Source organism: Clostridioides sp. ZZV14-6387 (assembly GCF_020657835.1).
Lineage (GTDB): Bacteria > Bacillota > Clostridia > Peptostreptococcales > Peptostreptococcaceae > Clostridioides > Clostridioides difficile_A.
Window position 1 is genome coordinate 66,447 of record NZ_JAGWCW010000010.1, and the last position, 21,951, is coordinate 88,397.

A 21,951-nucleotide genomic window follows, 5' to 3' on the forward strand; every position below is an offset into this window, starting at 1 on the left:
ATAAATAATTTTGGAGGTTTTATCTAATGAGTGAATTTAAAAATGTTACTGCAGTAAAAAAGGCAAACGTTTATTTTGATGGTAAAGTAAGTAGTAGAGTAATAATATTTCCTAATGGAGAAAGAAAAACTTTAGGATTAATGTTACCTGGAGAATATACTTTTTCTACTAGAGAAGAAGAAATAATGGAAATGCTTGCTGGAAGTATGGATGTAAAATTACCTGGAAGTAATGAGTTTATAACTTATAAAGAAGGGCAGAAGTTTAATGTTCCTAGTGATTCAAGTTTCGATTTAAAAGTTAATGAAGTTGTTGACTACTGTTGCTCATATATAGCTGATTAATAAACATACATATTCTTACATAAAATAAAACACATCTAAAAAGAGCAGTTCAATTAAAAACTGCTCTTTTTTATATATTCTTAAATTTAATTTAAATCTGGAACTATTGTATCTAATATCTCATCTAATACGAATAGCATTACTTTTATCATAATTGGCATTAATACTGCTAATGTTATAGTTATAAGAATTAAGTCTTTACTCAATGCTACAAATGAGAATAATCCACCTAAAAACAAAATTCCAATAACAAATGCAATAGTCATACTTACAATTAAAAATAGTCTTTCTTTATTAAATGGTAAACATTGTTGTCTTAATATTAAAAGACCACATACACCAGTTAATATCGCACACATTGTAGAAAATACGCTTGAACTATAACCTAAGTATTCAACTATGTTGTACACAATAATTACATTTACTGTTACACACAATGCTCCTGGTAAGGAATTTTTTAATATATTGAGTAAAAAATTTCCTGAAATTCTACTTTTATTTGCTTCAAGAGCTAAGAAGAATGATGGTATCCCCACTGTCACAGCTCCAATTAGTGATAATTGTATAGGCACAAATGGATACTGTCTACTAAAGAAGAATAATGTTAATATAGACAAGAAGAATGAAAAAATTGTCTTTACTAAAAATAAAGAAGATGCTCTTTGAATATTATTAATTATCTTTCTTCCTTCCATAACAACTTTTGGCATTGATGCAAAATTTGAGTCCAGTAATACTAAATTAGAAACATTTTTAGTAATATCACTTCCAGAAGCCATTGCTATACTACAATCAGCTTCTTTAAGTGCCAACACGTCATTTACACCATCTCCAGTCATAGCCACTGTATGATTTTGTTTTTTTAGCGCTAAAATCATTTGTTTTTTCTGTTGTGGACTTACCCTTCCAAAAACACTATATTTATCAACAGCTTCATATATATCTTCATCATTTTTAAGTGTTGTAGCATCAATAAAATTACTAGCCGTTTTAAGACCTGCTTTTCTAGCCACTTCACTTACTGTTATTGGATTGTCTCCAGATATAATTTTTATATCTACACCCTCATTATAAAAAAATTCTAATGTCTCTTTAGCTTCATCTCTAATTTTGTCCAGTATCAATATAAAAGCTAGTGGTTTTATATCTTTAGGTATATTGTCTCCTTCCATACAAGAATTACTATGAGCTAAAACTATTACTCTATTACCTTTTTTAGAATATCTTTCAACCTCTGTTTTAAACTCTTTATATTTCTCCTTAAAAATAAACTCAAATGCTCCTAATAAATATGTCCCTTTATTTTCAAAGGATACTCCACTGTATTTTCTTTCTGATGAAAATGGAATTAAATTTTTAACTTTATATGTATCTAAAATATTATATTTATCTCTTATTGCATTTAATGTTGCATTATCATCTTTAAGGGCATTACATATATTGCCCATTATATCATCAATATCTACTTTCTCTAGCATTACTACATCATCAACTTGCATTTTACCCTCTGTAATTGTACCTGTTTTATCAAGGCATAATGTATCGACTCTGGCAAGAGTTTCTACACAGTATAATTCCTGCACTAAAGTTTTATGACTTGCAAGCTTTATAGTTCCTACAGCTAATGCAATACTTGTAAGTAGTGTCAATCCCTCTGGTATCATTCCATTTACAGCTGCCACAGTTCCTACTACAGATGTTGTTATAGAATCTCCATTTCCAAAATGTTGCTTTGCAAATAATATGATTCCTAGAGGAATAATTATTATACCTACAACTTTTAATATTGTATTTAATGAATTTCTAAGTTGAGAGTTATGTTTTCTAGAAACCTTAGCATCATTAGCTATCTTATTTGCATAGTTGTCTTTACCTATATTTTCAACTCTCACAAAAGCTTCTCCAGAAACTATAAAACTACCAGAATATAAGAAATCACCTTTGTTTTTTATAATAATATCAGATTCTCCTGTAATTAAAGACTCATTTACCTCTAATTTTCCATCTAAAACTTTTGAATCTGCACAAATTTGATTACCTGTTTTTAAAATCATAATATCATCTAGTACCAATTCTTGTACATCAATTTCTTTTTTCTCTCTTTCTCTTATAACGGATACCTTATTTGAAACTATGACAGATAGATTGTCCAGCAACCTTTTAGCTCTTATTTCTTGAATTATCCCTATAATAGTATTAATTACAGCAATAAATATAAATAGAGTATTCTTAAAAGAACCAACTGATACTAATAGACATACTAAAACAATATTTATCAAGTTAAAAAGTGTAAACACATTATCTTTAAGAATTTGTTTATATGTTTTAGTTTTTCCATTATCAAATACATTAATTAAATTATCATCTATTCTACTTTGAAGTTGTCTACTGCTTAACCCCATATTTATATCACAATTATACCTTTTTAAATTAATATTATCCATATTCTACTCCTTTCAACTTAACGATTTTTTTATACTTAAAGCTACAAATATATTATAAAAGTATCAATTTTTTATTTTATTATTCTATAGTTTATATAATAAAATATAAATCTAAAGATTTAAATATTATAATTCTTAAGATTTCCTAAATTTTTATAAATTTCGATATATTTTAGTTAAGCTTCTCTTAAGCTAAAAAAGTAAATAAAATTTTACCAAAATAAATTTCCATAATTCCTATAAATATTGGTATTATAATCATTATCCTAACACTCTATATAGATGCTAATGTAATTTAAAACTTCTGTAGTAAATATCATATATATTAATACATAAAAAAGCTATCTAAACCAGATTAAGTTAGATAGCTTTTTCTTATAAATACAAATTTATTTATATTTACAATTTTTATTTTTAATTTTTTATCTTTGTGACCATGTAAGTATAGGTTTCTTTACCGCTCTTGCGTCATCCACTCTCTTAACTAAAGTATTATGTGGAGCAGTTTTCAATAGCTCTGGCTCTTCTTTTGCCTCTTTAGCAACATTTTTCATAGCTTCTATAAAACTATCTAATGTTTCAATGCTTTCACTTTCTGTAGGCTCTATCATAAGTGCTTCATTTATAATAAGAGGAAAATACATTGTTGGAGGATGGTATCCATAATCTAAAAGTCTCTTTGCTATATCGATAGTTTTTATATTTGCCTCTCCTCTTGGTAATCCACCTAATACAAACTCATGTTTACATAAAGTATCTATTGGTAAGATATAATTATCTTTTATACTCTCTTTGATATAATTAGCATTTAAAACTGCCATCTCACTTGCTTCTTTAAGGCCATCTCTTCCCATAGTTAATATATATGTGTAAGCTCTTACAAGCACTCCAAAATTACCATAGAAGTTTTTAATTTTTCCAATAGATTTTTCTCTATCATAATTTAATACATACTTATCTTCTTGTTTCTCAATCACTGGTATTGGTAAAAAAGGTACCAATTCTTTTTTAACTCCAACAGGACCAGCTCCTGGCCCTCCTCCACCATGAGGAGTAGAAAAAGTCTTATGAAGATTAAGATGCACTACATCAAATCCCATATCTCCAGGTCTTGTTATTCCCATAATAGCATTCATATTTGCACCATCATAGTACAAAAGCCCTCCTGCTTCATGTACAAGGCTTGCTATTTCTTTTATATTTTTTTCAAACAATCCAAGAGTACTTGGGTTAGTAAGCATAAGAGCTGCTACTTCATCACTTAAGACTTCTTTTAATGCATCTATGTCTACAGCTCCATTTTTATCAGATGCTATCTGAATCACATCAAAGTTTGCCATAGCTGCACTTGCTGGATTTGTTCCATGTGCAGAATCAGGAATTATTACTTTAGTTCTCTTATGGTCTCCTCTGTTTTCATGGTATGCTTTTATAATCATTAACCCTGTAAATTCTCCATGTGAACCTGCTGAAGGTTGTAGTGTGACTTCATCCATACCTGTAATTTCTGAAAGTCTACTTGACAAGTCATACATTAAAGAAAGAGAACCTTGTGCTGTATCTGAAGATTGGTATGGATGCATTCCTGTAAAGTTTGGAAGTGCTGCCATATCTTCATTTATTTTAGGGTTATATTTCATAGTACAAGAACCTAAAGGATAAAAACCTGTATCAACTCCAAAATTTTTATTCGATAATAGGGTATAATGTCTAACTAATTCTAATTCACCAACTTCTGGCAAATTCAATTCACTTTGTCTAACCATACTTTGGTCAATCATATCTTCTACTTTTATATCATCTATATCTAACTTTGGAAGTGAATATGCTTTTCTACCTTTTTTAGATATATCTATCAACAAACTATTATATTCTTTCATTATAATCCCTCCATTATTCCAACTAACTTATCTATTTCTTCTTTGCTTCTTTTCTCAGTCACACAAAGTAAAGTTGAATTTTTTAATTCTGGATAATTGTGTTCTAAATTATAACCACCTAATATATTTTCTTCTAAAAGTTTATTATTTATAGTTTCTACATTAAGATTTCCTTGTACAGTAAATTCTTTGAAAAATTTACCTTTGAACATTGGCTTATATTTCCCAGTTTGTATAAGTTTATTATAAGCATAATGTGCTTTTTTCATAGATTGCATGCCAACTTCTTTAAAACCTTCTTTACCCATAGTAGCCATATATATTGAGGCTACAAGAGCATTTAAGGCTTGATTTGAACATATATTAGAAGTTGCTTTTTCTCTCCTTACATGTTGTTCTCTAGTTTGTAAAGTTAGTACATATGCAGTTTTACCTTCTGTATCTAAACTTTGCCCAACTATTCTTCCTGGCATTTTTCTTGTATACTTAGATTTGCTAGCCAAAAATCCTACATAAGGACCTCCAAAATTGATAGGATTTCCTAATGATTGAGCTTCTCCAACAACAATATCTGCTCCTATTTCACCTGGTGTCTTTAAAACACCTAATGATATTGGGTCAACACTCATAATTAACATAGCCTTATTTTCATGAGTTATTTTTTCTATTTCTTCCATTTCTTCAATAATTCCAAAGAAGTTAGGAGTCTGTATAAGAACACATGCTGTATCTTTATCTACTGAAGCTCTTAATTTTTCTATATCTGTAATTCCATATTCATTACAAAAATCAATTTCTACTATTTCACAATCTTTATATTGCAGATAAGTCTTTAGTACTGATAAAGTTTCAGGATGTGTAGTTTTTGATACTACTATTTTACTTTTTCTCGTCTGGTTCATAGCCATTATACATGCTTCTATTGCAGCAGTTGCCCCATCATACATTGATGCATTTGCAATTTCCATACCAGTAATTTCTGCAATCATAGATTGGAACTCAAACACTACTTGTAAAGTCCCTTGACTTATTTCAGCTTGATATGGAGTATATGCTGTATAAAACTCAGATCTTGAAGTTATATGTTTTATAATTGATGGTATATAATGGTCATATGCACCAGCTCCAAGAAAACAGGTTAAATCTTCTAAACTTAAATTTTCTTCTGACAATCTTTTTACTATTTTACTTACTTCTAATTCAGATTTCCCACTTTCTAAATTCAAATCTCTTTTTAACTTTATTTCATCTGGTATATCTGAAAATAATTCATCAACTGAATTTAATCCTACTACCTTTAGCATTTTTGATTTATCTTCACTTGTGGCAGGTATATATGAAAATTTATTCTTTTCATTTGATATAGTATTATCTTTTTTATATTGCTTTTTGTAAAAAGGTTTCTTAACTATCATCGCAGGAACAACTTTTTTTCTTATTGCTATCCCTATTTCATTTCCTAATTTTGCATATTCAGAATCTATAATTCCCATACCTAAAATTTTTCCTGTTGTTGGGGATGCACATCCTGTTGTTACAAAACCTACTGTTTTGTCGCCAATCTTTATATCGTATCCATTTCTAGGCATCCCTTTACCTTGCATCTCAAAGCCTATTAATTTTCTTTTAGCTCCACTTTCTTTTTCTTCTGATAAGATTGTTTTCCCAACAAAGCCTTCCTTGTTTGTTTTTACAAAAATTGATAAGCCTCCTTCAATTGGAGATATATGTTCATTTATTTCATGGCCATACAGAGGTAGAGCTGCTTCAAATCTCAAAGTATCTCTACAGCCTAAACCAGCAGGACATATGTCTTCTCCTCCAGCCTTTAAAACTTCATTCCAAATTATTTCTGTATGTTCGCTTTTACAATATATCTCAAATCCATCTTCTCCAGTATATCCTGTTCTTGAAACTAAACAAGTTAAACCACATATTTTTGTTGATGGAATTGACTTATAAAATTTTATTGATTTTAAATCTATATCTATGATTTTTTGAAGAATTTCTTCTGCTTTAGGCCCTTGAACTGCTAGTTGACTAACTTCATTAGAAACATTTTTTATATCTACATGGTATCCTTCACTTTGTTTTATTATCCATGCTACATCTTTATCTATATTCCCTGCATTTATTACTAATAAATAATCTTCTTCACCAAATTTATATATTAATAAATCGTCAACTACTCCTCCATTTTCATAACACATAGGTGTATATATAATGTCATTTATCTTTAATGTGCTTATATCATTTGTAACTAAATTTTGTATAAATTTTTCTGAATCTGCACCTTTTATTTGTACCTCTCCCATATGAGATACATCAAATATACCTGCACTTTTTCTAACCATTTCATGCTCTTTATTTATTCCTTCATATTCTAAAGGCATTTCCCAGCCAGCAAATTCAACAAGTTTTGCTCCAAGCTCTTTGTGTATATTATACAAAGGTACTCTTTTCAATTCATTCATATATAACCCTCCCTATAAATTTAGACCCACTATACTTAAGTAATTTCGATATTATGTCCTGTACTTTTTCATAAAAAAAAGATATATCAGCATAGAAAATAATCCTAGCCTATATATCCCTGTTTGTATACCTGAAAGATTTAATAATTTAATATTATTTTGCTTCTTCGGTGACTTATAGTCTATTAACCTAAGTCTCTCCAGAGTCCCATCAATTAGCGATATCTTTGCCTGAAAGTTTCTCTAAGAATTGGCATTTCTTAAATTGCTTCTTCGGCGCCTTTTTATATAAAGATCTCTCTCGCTAATCTCATTTGGAAATATTTATTTTCATTTTTATTGTATGAATATTTCAATTAAATGTCAACACATTATATTTATTTTTTTTTATGTATTAATTTTTTTGTTAAGTTTTTATTATCAATTATACTACTTTTATAATATTAACTTTTATACATATATGTTATATATTAATGTAAAATAATATATTTATTTAATTTATTACTAGCATGTCATATAAAACACTAAAAGTAAAGTTATATTGTAATTTACTATATTATGTTAAAGATATATTTATACACGCAATAGAATCGTTTGCAAATTTATCTTTGTGAAAAATAAGATTTTATCTTATTGACAAATATCTAAGAACTTATATGTAATTGTAATTTTAAACAACAAAAAAAGCACTCAATGTGCTTTTATATTTATTAATAAAATATCCTTAGAAATATATCCATATTATATTTGATTTATCAAAAAATAAAAACGGGATAGCCCACTCCGAAAGCCAGCAATCCCAGTTTTTTTCAGCACAACTAAGTACTGTAGAGTGCGGATGAAGGGAGTCGAACCCCCACGCCAATGGCGCTAGATCCTAAGTCTAGTGCGTCTGCCAATTCCGCCACATCCGCTTATCACTCTTTTATTTTACTATATTTTGCTATTATTTTCAATAACTTTTTAAAATTATCTAAAAACTAACAAAAGAATGATAATAAAAGGTGAAATTTATTTATATCTTTATTCTGCAAGTTCTATCTCTGCTTCATCAACTCTCTTACCAATTATTTGAATACCAACAAATACAGCAGCTATAGCTACTGGTAATACTATATATATTGGCAATCCTAATCCAGCTGGTATATATCCAAATACAATAGTGATTACTGCTGTAAATATAGCATATGGCATTTGAGTATTAACATGGTCTATATGATTACAACCAGCTCCCATCGAAGAAAGTATTGTTGTATCTGAAATCGGAGAACAGTGGTCTCCAAATATTGCACCTGTTAAGACTGCACTTGTACTCACTATTACATAAGACATATCAGGATTTAATGAGTAAGCTAGTGGTATTGCTAGTGGCATAAGTATACCCATTGTTCCATAAGCTGTTCCAGTAGCAAAAGATATTATTGCTCCTAAACCAAATATTAAACTTGGCAATAAGAATGGAGGTAGTGAACCTGATAATAAGTGTATCAAAAACTTAGCTGTACCTAATTCTTTTATTACTGAACTTAATGACCATGCAAGTATTAATATTACACCAGTTATTACTAAACTTTTCATCCCATCTATCCAAACATCAATTGCTTCTGACACTGTAAAAATCTTCTTAACTACAGCCATTATAATAGCAACTAAACTTGCAACAAGTGCAGATTGGAATAATGCTCTAGATGCATCAGATGCACTAAATGCTTCTTTTATTGCTCCAAAAGAATATGGTGAATTTGTAAATAGTTGTATTAGAGCTTTATCTTCACCACCCATTATAGACGTATATCCACTATAATAGAATGATGCCAAAGCAACTATTATTAATGTTCCTATTGGGATTATAGCATTCCACACACTCAATTTCACTCCATTTTTTGGTGCTAAATCATCTAATTCTTCTACACCTTCATCAAGGTCTGTACCAACTTTTCTACTTCTAGATTTTATTTCTGCTTTTTTCATTGGCCCAAATTCTTTTAATAATAATGCTGATATTACAATAAATGCTAATATTAATATATTATAAAATCTAAATGGTATTGTATTTAAAAATATACCAAATGCATCAACATCTACACTTATACTTTCAAAAGCATCATGTATTAAACCAACTTCAAGACCTATCCATGTAGATATTATAGCTAATCCAGCAACTGGTGCTGCTGTAGCATCTATTATAAAGGCTAATTTTTCTCTTGATATTTTCATTTTATCTGCAACAGGTCTCATCATAGGACCTACTATTAATGAATTTGCATAATCATCAAAGAATACCAAAAGACCTAAAAACCATGTTATAATTTGTGTACCTTTCGCTGATTTCGCTCTTTTGGCAAGTGCCTCAGCTATAGCCTTAGCTCCTCCCATCTTTGCAACAAGATTTATAACCCCTCCAATTGCTAGAACTTGTAGTATTATCCCTGCATTCCACGGGTCTGATAACGATACCAAAGCTCTATCCACTAAGTCTAAAAATGCTTGTATGAATGTAGCAAACACATTTATACCACTAGCTTTAATTATAAAACTCCCAGAAAGAATCCCTATAAGTAAAGAAATTATTACGTTTTTAGTTATGAATGCAAGTATTATAGCAACTAATGGTGGTATTAAAGTTAAGATTCCAAATTTTTCTGCATTAGCTAGTGCGATAGTGTCTATATCTTCCTCTGCAAAAACCATTACTGTTGACATTATAAACATAATTGTCGTCAGAAAAATAATATTAATTTTTTTGTTTCTCATATAAATCTCCCTCTCTTTTTTAGTTTTGTGAATTATACAGGGTATTTGATAAAACTAAAAAAGCCTTAAGTGCTAAACACTCAAGGCTTGAAAATTACAATACATCAACAATATTAAAATAAATATAATATAATTCCTTAAATGATAGCTCACCACAAATAAACCTGTGACAGTTGTACATATTTTCTATGTACCCCCAGCAATATAATCTTAAAGCATCGATTATAAAACTTCGGCAATATCTCCTTTCCTAATAAATCTTTGTGCTTAACTCATTATTAGTACTGATAGATTATTGCGCCTCTACCCTTCTATTCACTTTTTTAAGTATATTTTGAGTATATATTATTTATTTAAACTTTGCAAGTTAGTTTTTAAAATTCCTTTTTATTTTTTACATAAAATCCCAAACTTTTCTAATTATGTTTAATATACACTTCTATTAATATAAGATTGTCTTCTTTTTTAAATCTTCTAATTTAAAGGACTTTTTACATTATTGTCGAATTATAAAATTAATTGTACTAAAAATAACAAAAAAATTTTATCAATTATATGGAGGAATTACTTTAATGTTACTAATTTACAATGAAAAGACAAACCCTTACTTCAATTTAGCGATGGAAGAATATCTTCTAAAAAATTTTGACGAAGACTTATTTATTTTATGGAGGAATGAACCTTCTATAATTGTTGGAAAAAATCAAAATACACTTTCAGAAATAAATTTAGAATATATAAAAGAAAATTCTATACCTGTTGTTAGGAGACAATCTGGTGGTGGAGCTGTATTTCATGATTTAGGAAATATAAATTTTACATTCATAGCCTGCAATAATAATAGCTTTAGTGATTTCAGAAGATTCACTCAACCAATAATAGACTTACTTAAAACATTAGATGTAAACGCTGAATTTTCTGGAAGAAATGACCTTCTTATAGATGGTAAGAAGTTTTCTGGAAATGCTCAATACAACTACAAAAATAAGGTGATGCATCATGGTACACTGTTATTTTCATCTGAGATAAATGACCTTTCAAAAGCTCTAAAGGTAAAACCTATAAAATTTGAAGGAAAGGGCATAAAGTCTGTAAAATCTCGTGTAACTAATATAAGTGAACATCTACAATCTAAAATGGATATACTAGAATTTAAGGACGCAATAATGAATTATCTCTCTAAAACTAACACTGATAATACTAATTATTATTTAAGTGATTATGATATAGAACAAATAGAAAAACTTACTAAGTCAAAATATGAAACTTGGGATTGGAACTTTGGTAATTCACCAAAATATACCCTTTCAAATGAGTTAAAATATTCTGGTGGAAACGTTGAGTTTAATCTAAATGTTGATAAGGGAATAATAACTACTATAAAATTTTTTGGAGACTTTTTTGGAAAACGTGATGTTTCATTTGTGGAAGATAAACTTGCTGGAACGAAGCATGAAGAGAATGCTTTAAGGAATGTTTTAGATTCCATTGAAATAAATGATTATTTCTTAGGAGCTGACACTGATATTCTAATTTCTGGAATCTTAGGTGTTAAATAGAAATATTAAAAATTTTAAAATATTTATAAAATTATGTTTACATATGTAAAAAATCATGATAATATTTATAACATAATTAAAAATTGATACTTCTTATCCAGAGTGGTGAAGGGACTGGCCCTATGAAACCCAGCAACCAGTATATTTTTATATACATTGGTGCTAAATCCTGCAGTATTATACTGAAAGATGAGTCTAAATTAGCTTTTAAAGCCTGAGTTTAAACTCAGGCTTATTTTATTTTGCAGTGTGATAAAAGAGGGTATTTTATTTTTAACTAATCAATCATATTCAGGAGGGAATTTATATGAAATTCAAAAAATTATTAAGTTTATTATTATGTCTAGTTTTTACTTTATCTATAGTTGGATGTTCTAAAGGTAACGATGATAAAAAAATTGTTGTTGGCGCTACTTTAGTACCAGGTGGAGAATTATTAGAAGAATTAAAACCACTTATCGAAGAAAAAGGTTATACTTTGGAGGTTAAAAATTTTGATGACTACATACTTCCAAACGAAGCTTTAAATAATGGAGAAATTGATGCAAATCTATTCCAACATGAACCTTATCTAAAAGAAGCTGTTAAAGCTAAAGGATATAAAATAATGGCTGGAAAAAAACTATATGTATGCCCAGCAATCCTTTACTCTTACAAGATAAAATCTATTGATGAATTTAAAAAAGGAGATACAATCGCAATAAGTAACAACCCATCTTCTTGTTCTAAAGACCTTAGATACCTTGAAAGTATCGGACTTTTAACTTTACCTAAAGGTGATGGATTAGTTAGTCCTAAAGATATAATAGAAAATCCAAAAGGCATACAATTTAAAGAATTGGATATCGCTCAAATTCCATCTTCTCTTCCAGATGTAACTGCTGCATTTATAGATACTACATACGCAGTACCTGCTGGCCTTGATGCTAAGAAAAATGGACTTTATACAGCACCTATAAATGATGAGTATGCAAATCTTTTGGCATTTAGAACTGAAGATAAAGATAGTGAAAAAATTAAAGTTCTACAAGATGTTCTTACATCAGATAAAGCAAGAAGTATAATTGAAGAGAAATATAAAGGCATTGTAATTCCTGTTTTCTAGTATATTTAGTATAATTTTAATATTATTATTCTAATCTTGTTGAATATTGACTTGTTAAGTGCTACCATTTAAGTAAATCTATGTTTATGGAGGAAAATTACTATGGCTATAGAATTAAAAAAGGGGCAAAAAATAAACCTTACAAAAAAAGAAAATAGTGATTTAGGTGAAATCTTAGTTAATTTAAATTGGAATCAAAAAATACAAAAAAAAGGTTTTTTTGGCTCTCTAAAAAGCAGTAATATAGATTTAGATTTAGGTTGCTTGTTTGAAATGAAAAATGGTGTAAAAGGTGCTGTACAGGCATTAGGTAATTCTTTTGGTAGTTTAGGACATCCGCCTTTTGCTCAATTAGATGGAGATGACCGAACAGGTAGCAATACACAAGGAGAAAACATAAGAATAAATGGTAATAAAATAAAAGAAATAAAAAGAATACTTATTTATGCTTTTATCTATGAAGGTGTAGCTAATTGGTCTGAGGCTGATGGAATTGTAACAATTAAACAGAAACAGGATTCAGATTTAGTTGTTAAACTTGATGAACATAAAAATGGCTATAATATGTGTTCAATAGCCTTGATAGAAAATGTAAATGATGAGACATTCAGTGTTGAAAAAGTAATTAAATACTTTAAAGGTCATAGAGAAATGGACAATGAGTTCCATTGGGGCTTAAAATGGGTTGCAGGAAGAAAATAAGTGTATTTATAAGGGACTATAAGTAAATTTACTTACAGTCCCTTTTTTCATTAAGTATTCACTTGATAACTATTATATACACATTCTTTATCCAGTAGTTCCTCAAATTCTAACATGGGCATTGGTTTATAAAATACATATCCTTGAACTAAATCACATCCAATCTCCTTTAGAAACTCAACTTGCTCCTTATATTCAATACCTTCAGCAACAGTTGTAATATTCAATTCTTTTAGCATATGTATAATATTTTTTATTACTGTTCTTTCTTTTTCTTTGTCTAAACTAGCATTAAAAAACATAGAATCAAGCTTCAAAACATCAAATGGTAAATCTTTTAAGACACCTAAAGATGAGTAACCTTTTCCAAAGTCATCTAGAGAACAAGTAAATCCATTTTCATGTAAATCATGTATAATTTCCAAAAAGTGTTCTTGATTCTCAAAAGCAACACTCTCAGTAAATTCAATTTCTATAGTATTTCGTGGTATATTATATTTCTTTTGTATATTTGAGTAAGTTTCCACAAATTTAGTATTATAGAACTGTATTCTAGAAACATTAACTGATATCTGAACAAATGGTTTATTTTCATCTAATCTCTTTCTAATCCATATACAGACTTCTTCAAAAACATACTTATCTACTAAACCAATAAAAAAATCCTTTTCCAATATTGGAATAAATACTGCAGGAGATATAATCCCTTTATCTGGAGTCATCCAACGTACTAAAGCTTCTGCACAATCTATTTTTTGATTATGTAAATTAACTTTAGGTTGAAAATAAACTATAAATTCTTTATTTTCAATAGCTTCATGTATTCTACTTTTGATTGTATTTTCTTCAATCATTTTTTTACGGATATTTTCATTATAAAAAGCATAATTAGTCCCTGGTTTATTTTTAACAGTTTTTTGTGCAAAGTTTGCCCGATTTATTAAATCATCTATGTTTAGTTTTTCAATCACATCTTCAATACAACAAATTCCACTGACAATAGTGATACTATATTTGTTTTTAATTTCATTTGTAATATTAATTAGTTTATCATCTACAACTCTTTGCCTTATTACTAAATCTGACTTATCTACATAACATCTTAAAGCAATAAATCTATCTGCAATTTCTCTTGCGAATATCTCATATTTTCCAATATCATTCATCATAAGATTAGCATATCTTTTCAGTATCATATCTCCATAATCATATCCAAATATATCATTAACGTATTTAAAATTTTCAAAATCAATATAGAATATAGCAAATTTCTTATCTTTATATTTGTGAATATTTTGATTTGCATCTATCTTAAACTTTTCTATAGTATTTGCTCCTGTTAGCTCATCTTTATATGCAATGTTTTTTAAATCTACATTTAGCTTTTCCAAACTAATTAATTTTCTATTATATTGTATAATCAATATAATCCATGCTAACATACCTATAGTAGATATAATGATTATTAAAGTCATTAGATAATCACTTTTTTCTTTAGAGAAATTTTCTATCTCAAACACGGTACTATTTGCAAGATTAAAAAATTCTTCACTTATATCTAATAAATGATTATTCTCTTCATTCATCCTTACTTTTTCTATTTCATTGTTTAAATCTTTCCACTTTTTTTCTAGTAAAAATAAGTACTCATTATATTTTTTGCAATCAGCATCTACCAAACCGTACTTTCCATCCCCTGTAATCAATTCATGTAAAATCCCATCAATATAATCTATCAACTCATCATTAGGTTTATTGTTCATTTCTAATTTGCTTAAACGCTGACTAGCTCCCCGAACAATGCCAACATAATTAATAAGTTTTCCATAGTCCCCAATATTATGAATCAATTTAATCGAAATGGAACTTATAGAAATTAATAAAATAAATAATACTAAGATAGTTACCTTCAAAACTCTCTTCATAAAATACCCCTATCCTCTATGTTGTTTTTCATGTGTATAATCATTTTTCAAATAAGATGCATGAAATTCCAATAAAAACTTATATGCAATTAAGATATAGAAATTTTTATTTTACATAGTTTATTTTTAGCATTATATCCATTTACAAAAACGTTTTTTATATAGAAATTCTTATTTTCAAATATAGTTATCTTACTTTTAGTTGTAAAACATAGCTTAAAACTATATAATTGCGACAACATACATCTATATAGTTCAATTATATTTAAAAATTATTCTTTTTGTCCAGTATAACTTTGTATTTTATTATATTTTGAATAGATTTATATTGTAATTAAGATTATTATTTAAATCATAAAAAATCAGCCACTTAAAGTGGCTGATTAAATAAGTAATAAATAAAACATGTTTATTGTAAATAATAGATTTACTTATTAACTGCTTGTGATGCATCATCTATCATTTTATTTAAAGAAGTTAGACCTCCATCATTCACATACCATGTTGGTGAATCCAGATAGATTACATTATCATTTTTATATGCATCCATAGATTTTATTATATCATTATTTAAAACAGACTTTGCTGTTGAACCCTCTTTTACATCACTACCTGTAGCTATTCCTCTATCTATAACAAACATAACTTCTGGATTTTGTTTAGCTATATACTCAAAAGTAATATTTTGACCATGACTTGATTCTTTTATATTTTTATCTTTATTTTCAAATCCAAAACTATTGTATAATATACTAAATCTTGATTCTTCACCAAATACACTTAAATTACCTTCATTTACCATTAGGGTTAAAGCATTTAAGTTTTTTTCTTTTACTTTTTTATTTAAAGTCTCTATCTTCTTTTCAATTTTACTAAACTCTTGATTAGCTTTTTCTTCCACTCCAAATATTTTTCCTATTTTATCTATATTATTTTTAACAGAATCCAAATACTTCTTATCATCTTTACTTGTACTTATTGTTGGTGCTATTTTCGATAATTGCTCATAAAAATCTTCTTGTCTTCCATTTATTATAATTAAATCTGGATTTGCTGATTTTATACCTTCTAAGTCTGGTTCTTTCAATCCTCCTAAATCTGCATATTTTTCATCTTTATATTTTTCTAAAGATGTTGGCAAACTTGATTTTGGAAGTCCTACTAAGCTCTCTCCTACTCCTAACGTATCCATTGTATCTAGAGCTGAATAATCAAATACTACTACCTTCTTAGGATTTAGCTTTACATCTGTTTCTCCCAAACTATGAGTTATCTTTACAGTATTATTTGAATTATCTGATGTCTTAGATTCATTTTTTTTGCCTCCACCTAATGCAAACACTGTCACCAATACTACTATTACCACTGTGGCTACTATTGCTACTTTTTTATTCATGCTGATATCTCCTTCTTTCTTATTGATGTCTATTTTAATTTAAATTTTTATAAAATTCGTTTGTTTTTATATAATACTTTGAATTTTATAGATGATTCGTTAAAAATAAATACAAATTCGATTTCCATTTATATTTTTAATATTGAAGTTCATCTCATAAATATCTTCTAAAACTTTTTCATTGACTATCTCATCTGTACGACCTACCTTCTCAATTTTTCCATTTTTTAATGCAACTATATTATCTGAATAGCATGATGCGAAGTTTATATCATGCATTACTAACACTATAGTCTTATCTAGGTCATCACAAAGGTCTCTAAGCACTTTCATCATCTGAACTGAATGATTCATATCTAAATTATTAAGTGGTTCATCAAGCAATATATACTCTGTATCTTGGGCTATTACCATTGCTATATAGGCTCTTTGTCTCTGACCTCCGCTCAACTCATCTAGATATTTATGTTGTATATCAGTCAATTTCATATATTCTATCGCTTCATCAATATACTTCTCATCCTCTTTAGTTAGATTTCCTTCACTATACGGAAATCTTCCAAACCCAACCAATTCCCTTATTGTGAGCCTTAAAGTTATATTATTAGATTGTTTAAGAATAGCTATTTTTTTAGCTAATTCCTTGTTAGTGTAGCTAGCTAAGTTTTTCCCTTCTATTATTACTTCGCCACTATCACCACCTATAAGCCTTGTTACTATTGATAATACAGTACTTTTCCCAGCTCCATTTGGTCCTATAAAAGAAGTTATCTTTCCTTTCTCTATATTAAAAGAAACATCTTCTACAACATTTTTGTTCTTATATTTTTTAAATATATTTCTTATTTCTATCACTTATTTGCCCCCTTTAACAATAACTGAATAAAGTAAATTCCTCCTATGAAATTTATTACTACACTCAAAGTAGTATCAAATTTAAATACATGTTGTATAAAAAATTGACCAATTATTAATGTAATCATGCCTATTAGCATAGAACCAAAAATTAAATATGTATGCTTATACGTTTTAAAAACTTCTCTAGATATATTAGCAAGTAAAAGCCCTAAAAATGTCATTGGACCAATAAGTGCTGTTGATATTGAAACTAAAATCGCTATTACTATTATCATTTTTTTAACTACTTTATCAAAATCTACACCTAAATTAATTGATTGCTCTCTACCCAATGATAATACATCTAAATACTTTATTTCGTCATATATAAAAGGTATCATGGCAATAATTATTATAAATGCTATTAAAAGTACATTAGTATTTATATTATTTAAACTGGCCATTATACTAGTTTGTAAAGCTAGAAATTCATTTGGGTCTATCATTACTTGAATAAAGGTTGTTGCACTTTTAAATAATGTTCCAAATATCATACCTACTAGGACTAAAAAGAAAATATTATTTTTATTTTTTTCAAATAATGTCTTATATAATAACATTGATGCTCCAATCATAACAGCAACATTGACAATAAAATTATAATTTTCATTAATAATCAAACTGCTAGTTGAACCAAATATAAATACTATTATAGTTTGAATCATTACATATAATGAATCCAATCCTAATACGCTTGGTGTTAGTATTTGATTGTTTGTAATTGTTTGAAACACTACAGTAGTAAATGCTATACACCCTCCACCTAATATCATAGCAAGTATTTTTGGTATTCTTTGTGATAGTGCATAATCTATATTATTCATATCTATTCCATAAATTGTAAAAATCACTATTGATATTAATAGTAATATACTAATGAAATAAATTTTTTTATTAAGACTAAGCTTCATTTACATTCCTCCTTAGTATCAAATAAAGGAATAGTATACTTCCTATGACTCCAACTGTAAGTCCTATAGATATTTCATATGGATAAATAATTATCCTTCCAAAAATATCGCATATAAGCACAAATATAGCTCCAAATAAACCAGTATACCATATGTTTGCTCTTATATTATCACCCATATATAAGGACACAATGTTTGGAACTATTAGACCTATAAAAGGTATGTTACCAGCTGTAACGACTACACATACTGTGACAAGGGCCACTATTACCAAACCTATATTAACAACCTTTTTGTAGCTCAACCCTAAGTTTGTTGCAAAATCTATGCCCATGCCAACAACAGTAAATTTATTTGCATAGATATATGCTAATATTATAAGAGGTATTGTAATGTATAATATCTCATAATTTCCTTTAAGTATCATAGAAAAGTCACCTTGCATCCAAGAACTTACATTTTGACTCAAATCGTATTTATATGCAATAAAATCTGTCATAGAACCTATTATATTTCCAAACATTATACCTACTAATGGTACGAAAATTATATTTTTAAATTGTAATCTGCTTATTATTTTCATAAACATAAAAGTCCCTATAAGAGAAAATACAAATGCTATTATGGTCTTTGTAAGAATAGACGCAGTTGGTATTAAAAGCATACAAATTACTATACCAAATTGAGCTGCATCTATTGTAGCCCCTGTTGTGGGTGATACAAATTTATTTTTACTTATCTGTTGCATTATAAGACCTGCTATACTCATCCCTACACCTGCAATCAATATACTTATCAATCTTGGTATTCTACTTATAACAAATACCATAAGTTTATGTTGATTTTTTGCAAATAGATGCATTATATTTATATCTTCAGCTCCTATAAATAAAGAAAAATAAGACAAAATTATTATTCCTATGACTAAATACCTTTTTTTCATTCTCCCTCCTTAAAAACTTTTCTTTATTTAAAATGATAATTATTATCATTTTTCACTTTTATAGTTTATCAATAATAATTATCATTGTCAATAGTTGTATATATATTTTTTGTTTTACATATAAAAAATGTTACTAGAATTGAAACTTCTAGTAACATTAAAATTCAATTTAATAAAATAAATTATAAATGCTAATTTAAATATGTATGTGTTACATTAAATATAATAAATATCTTATGCGTTTAAACTATTCATTATATTATTTTAATATATCTTTAAAGAGTCTATAAAAATTACCACTAGAAATTAAATCTATATCTCTTTTTTTATAACCTCTATTTTCAAGCTCTACTATTATATTATGTGCTGTATGTGTGCTCTCAAGACCATCTACACTTGGAATACTGGCATTTTCAGTAAAAGAACCTATAGTTTCTGTCCTCAAGTAATCACTAAAGTCAAACCCAAAAGATACATGTTCTATACCTATAAGATTTACCATATAGTCTATATGGTCAACTAAGTGTATCAAATCTTGTTTTTTGGGATTACTATTAGTAAATCCTCTAAAACTATTTATTCCTACTAATCCACCTGTCTTTGAAATTTCTTTTAATTGAGCATCTGTAAGATTTCTTTTAGCATCACATAGATTTCTTGCGTTAGAATGAGAAGCTATTACTGGCTTACTTACAATAGACATCAAATCCCAAAATGACTTGTCATTCAAATGTGACACATCCACAATCATGCCCAATTCTTCCATCTTATTTACTGCTTTTTTCCCTATTTCAGTTAAACCTCTGTTCTTATCTCCTAAACATCCTGTCGCAAGTTCATTTTGCTCATTCCAAGTTAACGATGCATGTCTTGCTCCAACTTCCTTGTAAAAATAATCTATTAAATCTATATTTTTTCCAATATGACTTAATCCTTCTATTCCAATTAAAATATTTATTTTATTTTCACTTATACCTTTACTTATATCAGAATATTTTTTTACTATATTTACAATATCTTTCATATCTTCAATTTCATCTTTTATGGAGTTTACAATTTGTTTAACTCTTTTTTCAGGTTCCTTATCATATGGAGGGTCTATCCATATTACAAAGATAGCTCCTTCTATATTTGCTCTTTTAAAACTATCAAGATGAATTCTTCTAAATACATCTTTCTCCCCGTTAAGTCTTCTTATTGTTACATCTGCCCAAGTATCTGAATGTCCATCGAAAATCATAACAACCTCCAGTTAAATAAAAATCTTTATCAAAATAAACTTTTTAATTCACGAAAAACTATATTAAATTAAAATTATATTAAAATATTTCCCACTAAAAGGCCAAAATAATTACCAACTATGTATCCAAATGTTCCAACTATAAGTATTGGTCCTACTAGTTTAGACCAGCCTTTTGATATTGCCATAGCTGCTGCTGTTGTAGGTCCACCAATATTTGCATTAGATGCAAGAATGGCTTCTTCTAAACTAAATTTAAATATTTTGGCAACTATAAATGTAACTAACATATTTATTAGTACCATTATTCCACAGTATAAAAGTAGTAGTGGTGATTTTTGAATTATTAATGTTATAGAAGCAGGAACACCTACTACTACAAAGAATATATAAATCAAAAATGTACCTATCTCTTGTGCTCCTTTTATATCACTAAAGAATTTAGGCATAAAGGTAGCAAATAACATAGTCAAAGTAGTTATTATTAAATATTGATTACCGAATAGAGTATTTAACATTGCTAAAAAAGGATTTGATGTTGGTATTATAGCTTTGAACCAAGTTGATAACTCTACAGATACTGCAACAATTATAAAGGCACTACCAATAGCTATTGCTATATCTTTTAAAGATATTTCTTTTCTTCCCCAATAGTTTGCTGCTATTGTTTCTCCTTCAGTTACATCAGTACGTTCCATCTCATCTACATGTGGATGTTTAAAATGTTTTCTAAAAAATCCAATGGATGGGATAGCTATTAAAACAAAGAAATATAAAGCCATTAAAAGATTATCTGCTACAACTGTTGCTGATACTAATTCTCCGGGTGCATTAAATGCTCCTGACATGGCTGCGAAGTTTACATTTCCACCTATATAAGAACCTGTCATCATAGCTGCAACAATATTTAAATCTGGTACTGCATTTTTTAATAGTAAAAATCCAACCATAGCTCCAAGAACAGTTCCTACAGAGCCTACAAGAAATATTACAAGTAATCTTCCACTTTCTTTCCATATCTTTTTAATGTTACATTGATATAACAGTAAAGCTATGGCTAAAGGAACAACATATCCCCATACCTGGTCATACACAACAGACTCTACTGGTATGATATTTAGATTTGATAGTAACATGGCTCCTACAAGAGCTATTATTGCCCCTGATATTTTCGATGCCCAGTTGTACTTTTGTTCCAGATAAATACTAAATGCTGCCCATCCAGTTATGACTGCCCATAGTACCCAAATATTATCAGGACTTACAAAACTCTTCATCTTACCTACCTCCTATTTCATTAAATTAAAATATTCAAATCAATATTCAATATATTGAATATTAGTTTTATTATAATCCATCTTTTCAGAAAATTCAATA

General features: G+C 28.2%; 15 protein-coding genes, 1 tRNA gene and 3 riboswitches. Of the genes, 4 read left to right on the forward strand and 12 right to left on the reverse strand.

What is annotated here, in order from left to right; genetic code table 11:
* The first annotated feature begins 26 nt into the window (after window positions 1-26).
* Window positions 27-344: a pyrimidine/purine nucleoside phosphorylase gene (locus KGF38_RS08405; protein WP_054270138.1), complete on the forward strand. Its 318-nt coding sequence runs from the start codon at window positions 27-29 to the stop codon at window positions 342-344.
* 86 nt (window positions 345-430) lie between these two features.
* Here the strand turns inward: KGF38_RS08405 and KGF38_RS08410 are convergent, their stop codons facing one another.
* From KGF38_RS08410 to KGF38_RS08435, 5 genes are all read right to left on the reverse strand, one after another.
* The gene (locus KGF38_RS08410) at window positions 431-2,788 is read right to left on the reverse strand and encodes an HAD-IC family P-type ATPase (RefSeq protein ID WP_074178332.1); all 2,358 of its coding nucleotides are present in this window, start codon (window positions 2,786-2,788) and stop codon (window positions 431-433) included.
* A 422-nt stretch (window positions 2,789-3,210) separates the two neighbouring features.
* Window positions 3,211-4,668: an aminomethyl-transferring glycine dehydrogenase subunit GcvPB gene (gene gcvPB, locus KGF38_RS08415; protein WP_074178333.1), complete on the reverse strand. Its 1,458-nt coding sequence runs from the start codon at window positions 4,666-4,668 to the stop codon at window positions 3,211-3,213.
* Entirely contained in the window at window positions 4,668-7,142 is a 2,475-nt protein-coding gene (gene gcvPA, locus KGF38_RS20380) for an aminomethyl-transferring glycine dehydrogenase subunit GcvPA (protein WP_075050862.1), read from the reverse strand. The genes gcvPB and gcvPA overlap by 1 nt, the downstream gene beginning before the upstream one ends.
* A gap of 209 nt (window positions 7,143-7,351) precedes the next feature.
* A riboswitch (glycine riboswitch) is annotated at window positions 7,352-7,456 on the reverse strand.
* 519 nt (window positions 7,457-7,975) lie between these two features.
* Window positions 7,976-8,056 (reverse strand) — tRNA-Leu (locus tag KGF38_RS08430).
* 109 nt (window positions 8,057-8,165) lie between these two features.
* Entirely contained in the window at window positions 8,166-9,896 is a 1,731-nt protein-coding gene (locus tag KGF38_RS08435; protein WP_054270135.1) for a Na+/H+ antiporter NhaC family protein, read from the reverse strand.
* A gap of 137 nt (window positions 9,897-10,033) precedes the next feature.
* Window positions 10,034-10,210: riboswitch (Lysine riboswitch) on the reverse strand.
* A 258-nt stretch (window positions 10,211-10,468) separates the two neighbouring features.
* Between KGF38_RS08435 and KGF38_RS08440 the strand changes: the two genes are divergently transcribed.
* The 3 genes from KGF38_RS08440 to KGF38_RS08450 all read left to right on the forward strand — a co-directional run bounded on the left by KGF38_RS08440 (window position 10,469) and on the right by KGF38_RS08450 (window position 13,262).
* Complete coding sequence (locus KGF38_RS08440; protein WP_054276593.1) at window positions 10,469-11,455, forward strand: lipoate--protein ligase; 987 nt, start codon at window positions 10,469-10,471, stop codon at window positions 11,453-11,455.
* Window positions 11,456-11,545: 90 nt separating this feature from the next.
* Window positions 11,546-11,651, forward strand: a riboswitch (SAM riboswitch).
* Window positions 11,652-11,762: 111 nt separating this feature from the next.
* A complete protein-coding gene (locus KGF38_RS08445) occupies window positions 11,763-12,560 on the forward strand; it encodes a MetQ/NlpA family ABC transporter substrate-binding protein (protein ID WP_054270133.1) in 798 nt (265 codons plus the stop codon).
* A gap of 102 nt (window positions 12,561-12,662) precedes the next feature.
* Window positions 12,663-13,262: a TerD family protein gene (locus KGF38_RS08450; RefSeq protein ID WP_054270132.1), complete on the forward strand. Its 600-nt coding sequence runs from the start codon at window positions 12,663-12,665 to the stop codon at window positions 13,260-13,262.
* A 50-nt stretch (window positions 13,263-13,312) separates the two neighbouring features.
* On the opposite strand, the gene KGF38_RS08455 is transcribed toward KGF38_RS08450, so the two are convergent.
* From KGF38_RS08455 to KGF38_RS08485, 7 genes are all read right to left on the reverse strand, one after another.
* A complete protein-coding gene (locus KGF38_RS08455; RefSeq protein WP_074178335.1) occupies window positions 13,313-15,187 on the reverse strand; it encodes a putative bifunctional diguanylate cyclase/phosphodiesterase in 1,875 nt (624 codons plus the stop codon).
* A 427-nt stretch (window positions 15,188-15,614) separates the two neighbouring features.
* A complete protein-coding gene (locus KGF38_RS08460; RefSeq protein WP_074179796.1) occupies window positions 15,615-16,583 on the reverse strand; it encodes a siderophore ABC transporter substrate-binding protein in 969 nt (322 codons plus the stop codon).
* Between the two features lie 99 nt (window positions 16,584-16,682).
* A complete protein-coding gene (locus KGF38_RS08465) occupies window positions 16,683-17,438 on the reverse strand; it encodes an ABC transporter ATP-binding protein (protein WP_054270129.1) in 756 nt (251 codons plus the stop codon).
* Complete coding sequence (locus KGF38_RS08470; protein ID WP_074179797.1) at window positions 17,435-18,391, reverse strand: iron chelate uptake ABC transporter family permease subunit; 957 nt, start codon at window positions 18,389-18,391, stop codon at window positions 17,435-17,437. Before KGF38_RS08470 ends, KGF38_RS08465 begins: the two co-directional genes overlap by 4 nt.
* Window positions 18,381-19,334, reverse strand: coding sequence for an ABC transporter permease (locus KGF38_RS08475; protein WP_074179798.1), 954 nt, complete (start codon window positions 19,332-19,334; stop codon window positions 18,381-18,383). The genes KGF38_RS08470 and KGF38_RS08475 overlap by 11 nt, the downstream gene beginning before the upstream one ends.
* 259 nt (window positions 19,335-19,593) lie before the next feature.
* Window positions 19,594-20,574, reverse strand: coding sequence for a dipeptidase (locus KGF38_RS08480; protein WP_074179799.1), 981 nt, complete (start codon window positions 20,572-20,574; stop codon window positions 19,594-19,596).
* Window positions 20,575-20,648: 74 nt separating this feature from the next.
* On the reverse strand, window positions 20,649-21,851 hold the full coding sequence (locus KGF38_RS08485) for a DUF819 domain-containing protein (protein ID WP_054270125.1): 1,203 nt from the start codon (window positions 21,849-21,851) through the stop codon (window positions 20,649-20,651).
* Window positions 21,852-21,951 lie beyond the last annotated feature (100 nt).

Coding starts and splice junctions, on each gene's coding strand:
- KGF38_RS08440 (WP_054276593.1), top strand. CDS start 10,469: ATGTTACTAATTTACAATGAAAAGACAAACCCTTACTTCAATTTAGCG.
- KGF38_RS08405 (WP_054270138.1), top strand. CDS start 27: ATGAGTGAATTTAAAAATGTTACTGCAGTAAAAAAGGCAAACGTTTAT.
- KGF38_RS08410 (WP_074178332.1), bottom strand. CDS start 2,788: ATGGATAATATTAATTTAAAAAGGTATAATTGTGATATAAATATGGGG.
- KGF38_RS08470 (WP_074179797.1), bottom strand. CDS start 18,391: ATGAAGCTTAGTCTTAATAAAAAAATTTATTTCATTAGTATATTACTA.
- gcvPB (WP_074178333.1), bottom strand. CDS start 4,668: ATGAAAGAATATAATAGTTTGTTGATAGATATATCTAAAAAAGGTAGA.
- KGF38_RS08460 (WP_074179796.1), bottom strand. CDS start 16,583: ATGAATAAAAAAGTAGCAATAGTAGCCACAGTGGTAATAGTAGTATTG.
- KGF38_RS08485 (WP_054270125.1), bottom strand. CDS start 21,851: ATGAAGAGTTTTGTAAGTCCTGATAATATTTGGGTACTATGGGCAGTC.
- KGF38_RS08475 (WP_074179798.1), bottom strand. CDS start 19,334: ATGAAAAAAAGGTATTTAGTCATAGGAATAATAATTTTGTCTTATTTT.
- KGF38_RS08480 (WP_074179799.1), bottom strand. CDS start 20,574: ATGATTTTCGATGGACATTCAGATACTTGGGCAGATGTAACAATAAGA.
- KGF38_RS08450 (WP_054270132.1), top strand. CDS start 12,663: ATGGCTATAGAATTAAAAAAGGGGCAAAAAATAAACCTTACAAAAAAA.
- KGF38_RS08435 (WP_054270135.1), bottom strand. CDS start 9,896: ATGAGAAACAAAAAAATTAATATTATTTTTCTGACGACAATTATGTTT.
- KGF38_RS08445 (WP_054270133.1), top strand. CDS start 11,763: ATGAAATTCAAAAAATTATTAAGTTTATTATTATGTCTAGTTTTTACT.
- KGF38_RS08455 (WP_074178335.1), bottom strand. CDS start 15,187: ATGAAGAGAGTTTTGAAGGTAACTATCTTAGTATTATTTATTTTATTA.
- gcvPA (WP_075050862.1), bottom strand. CDS start 7,142: ATGAATGAATTGAAAAGAGTACCTTTGTATAATATACACAAAGAGCTT.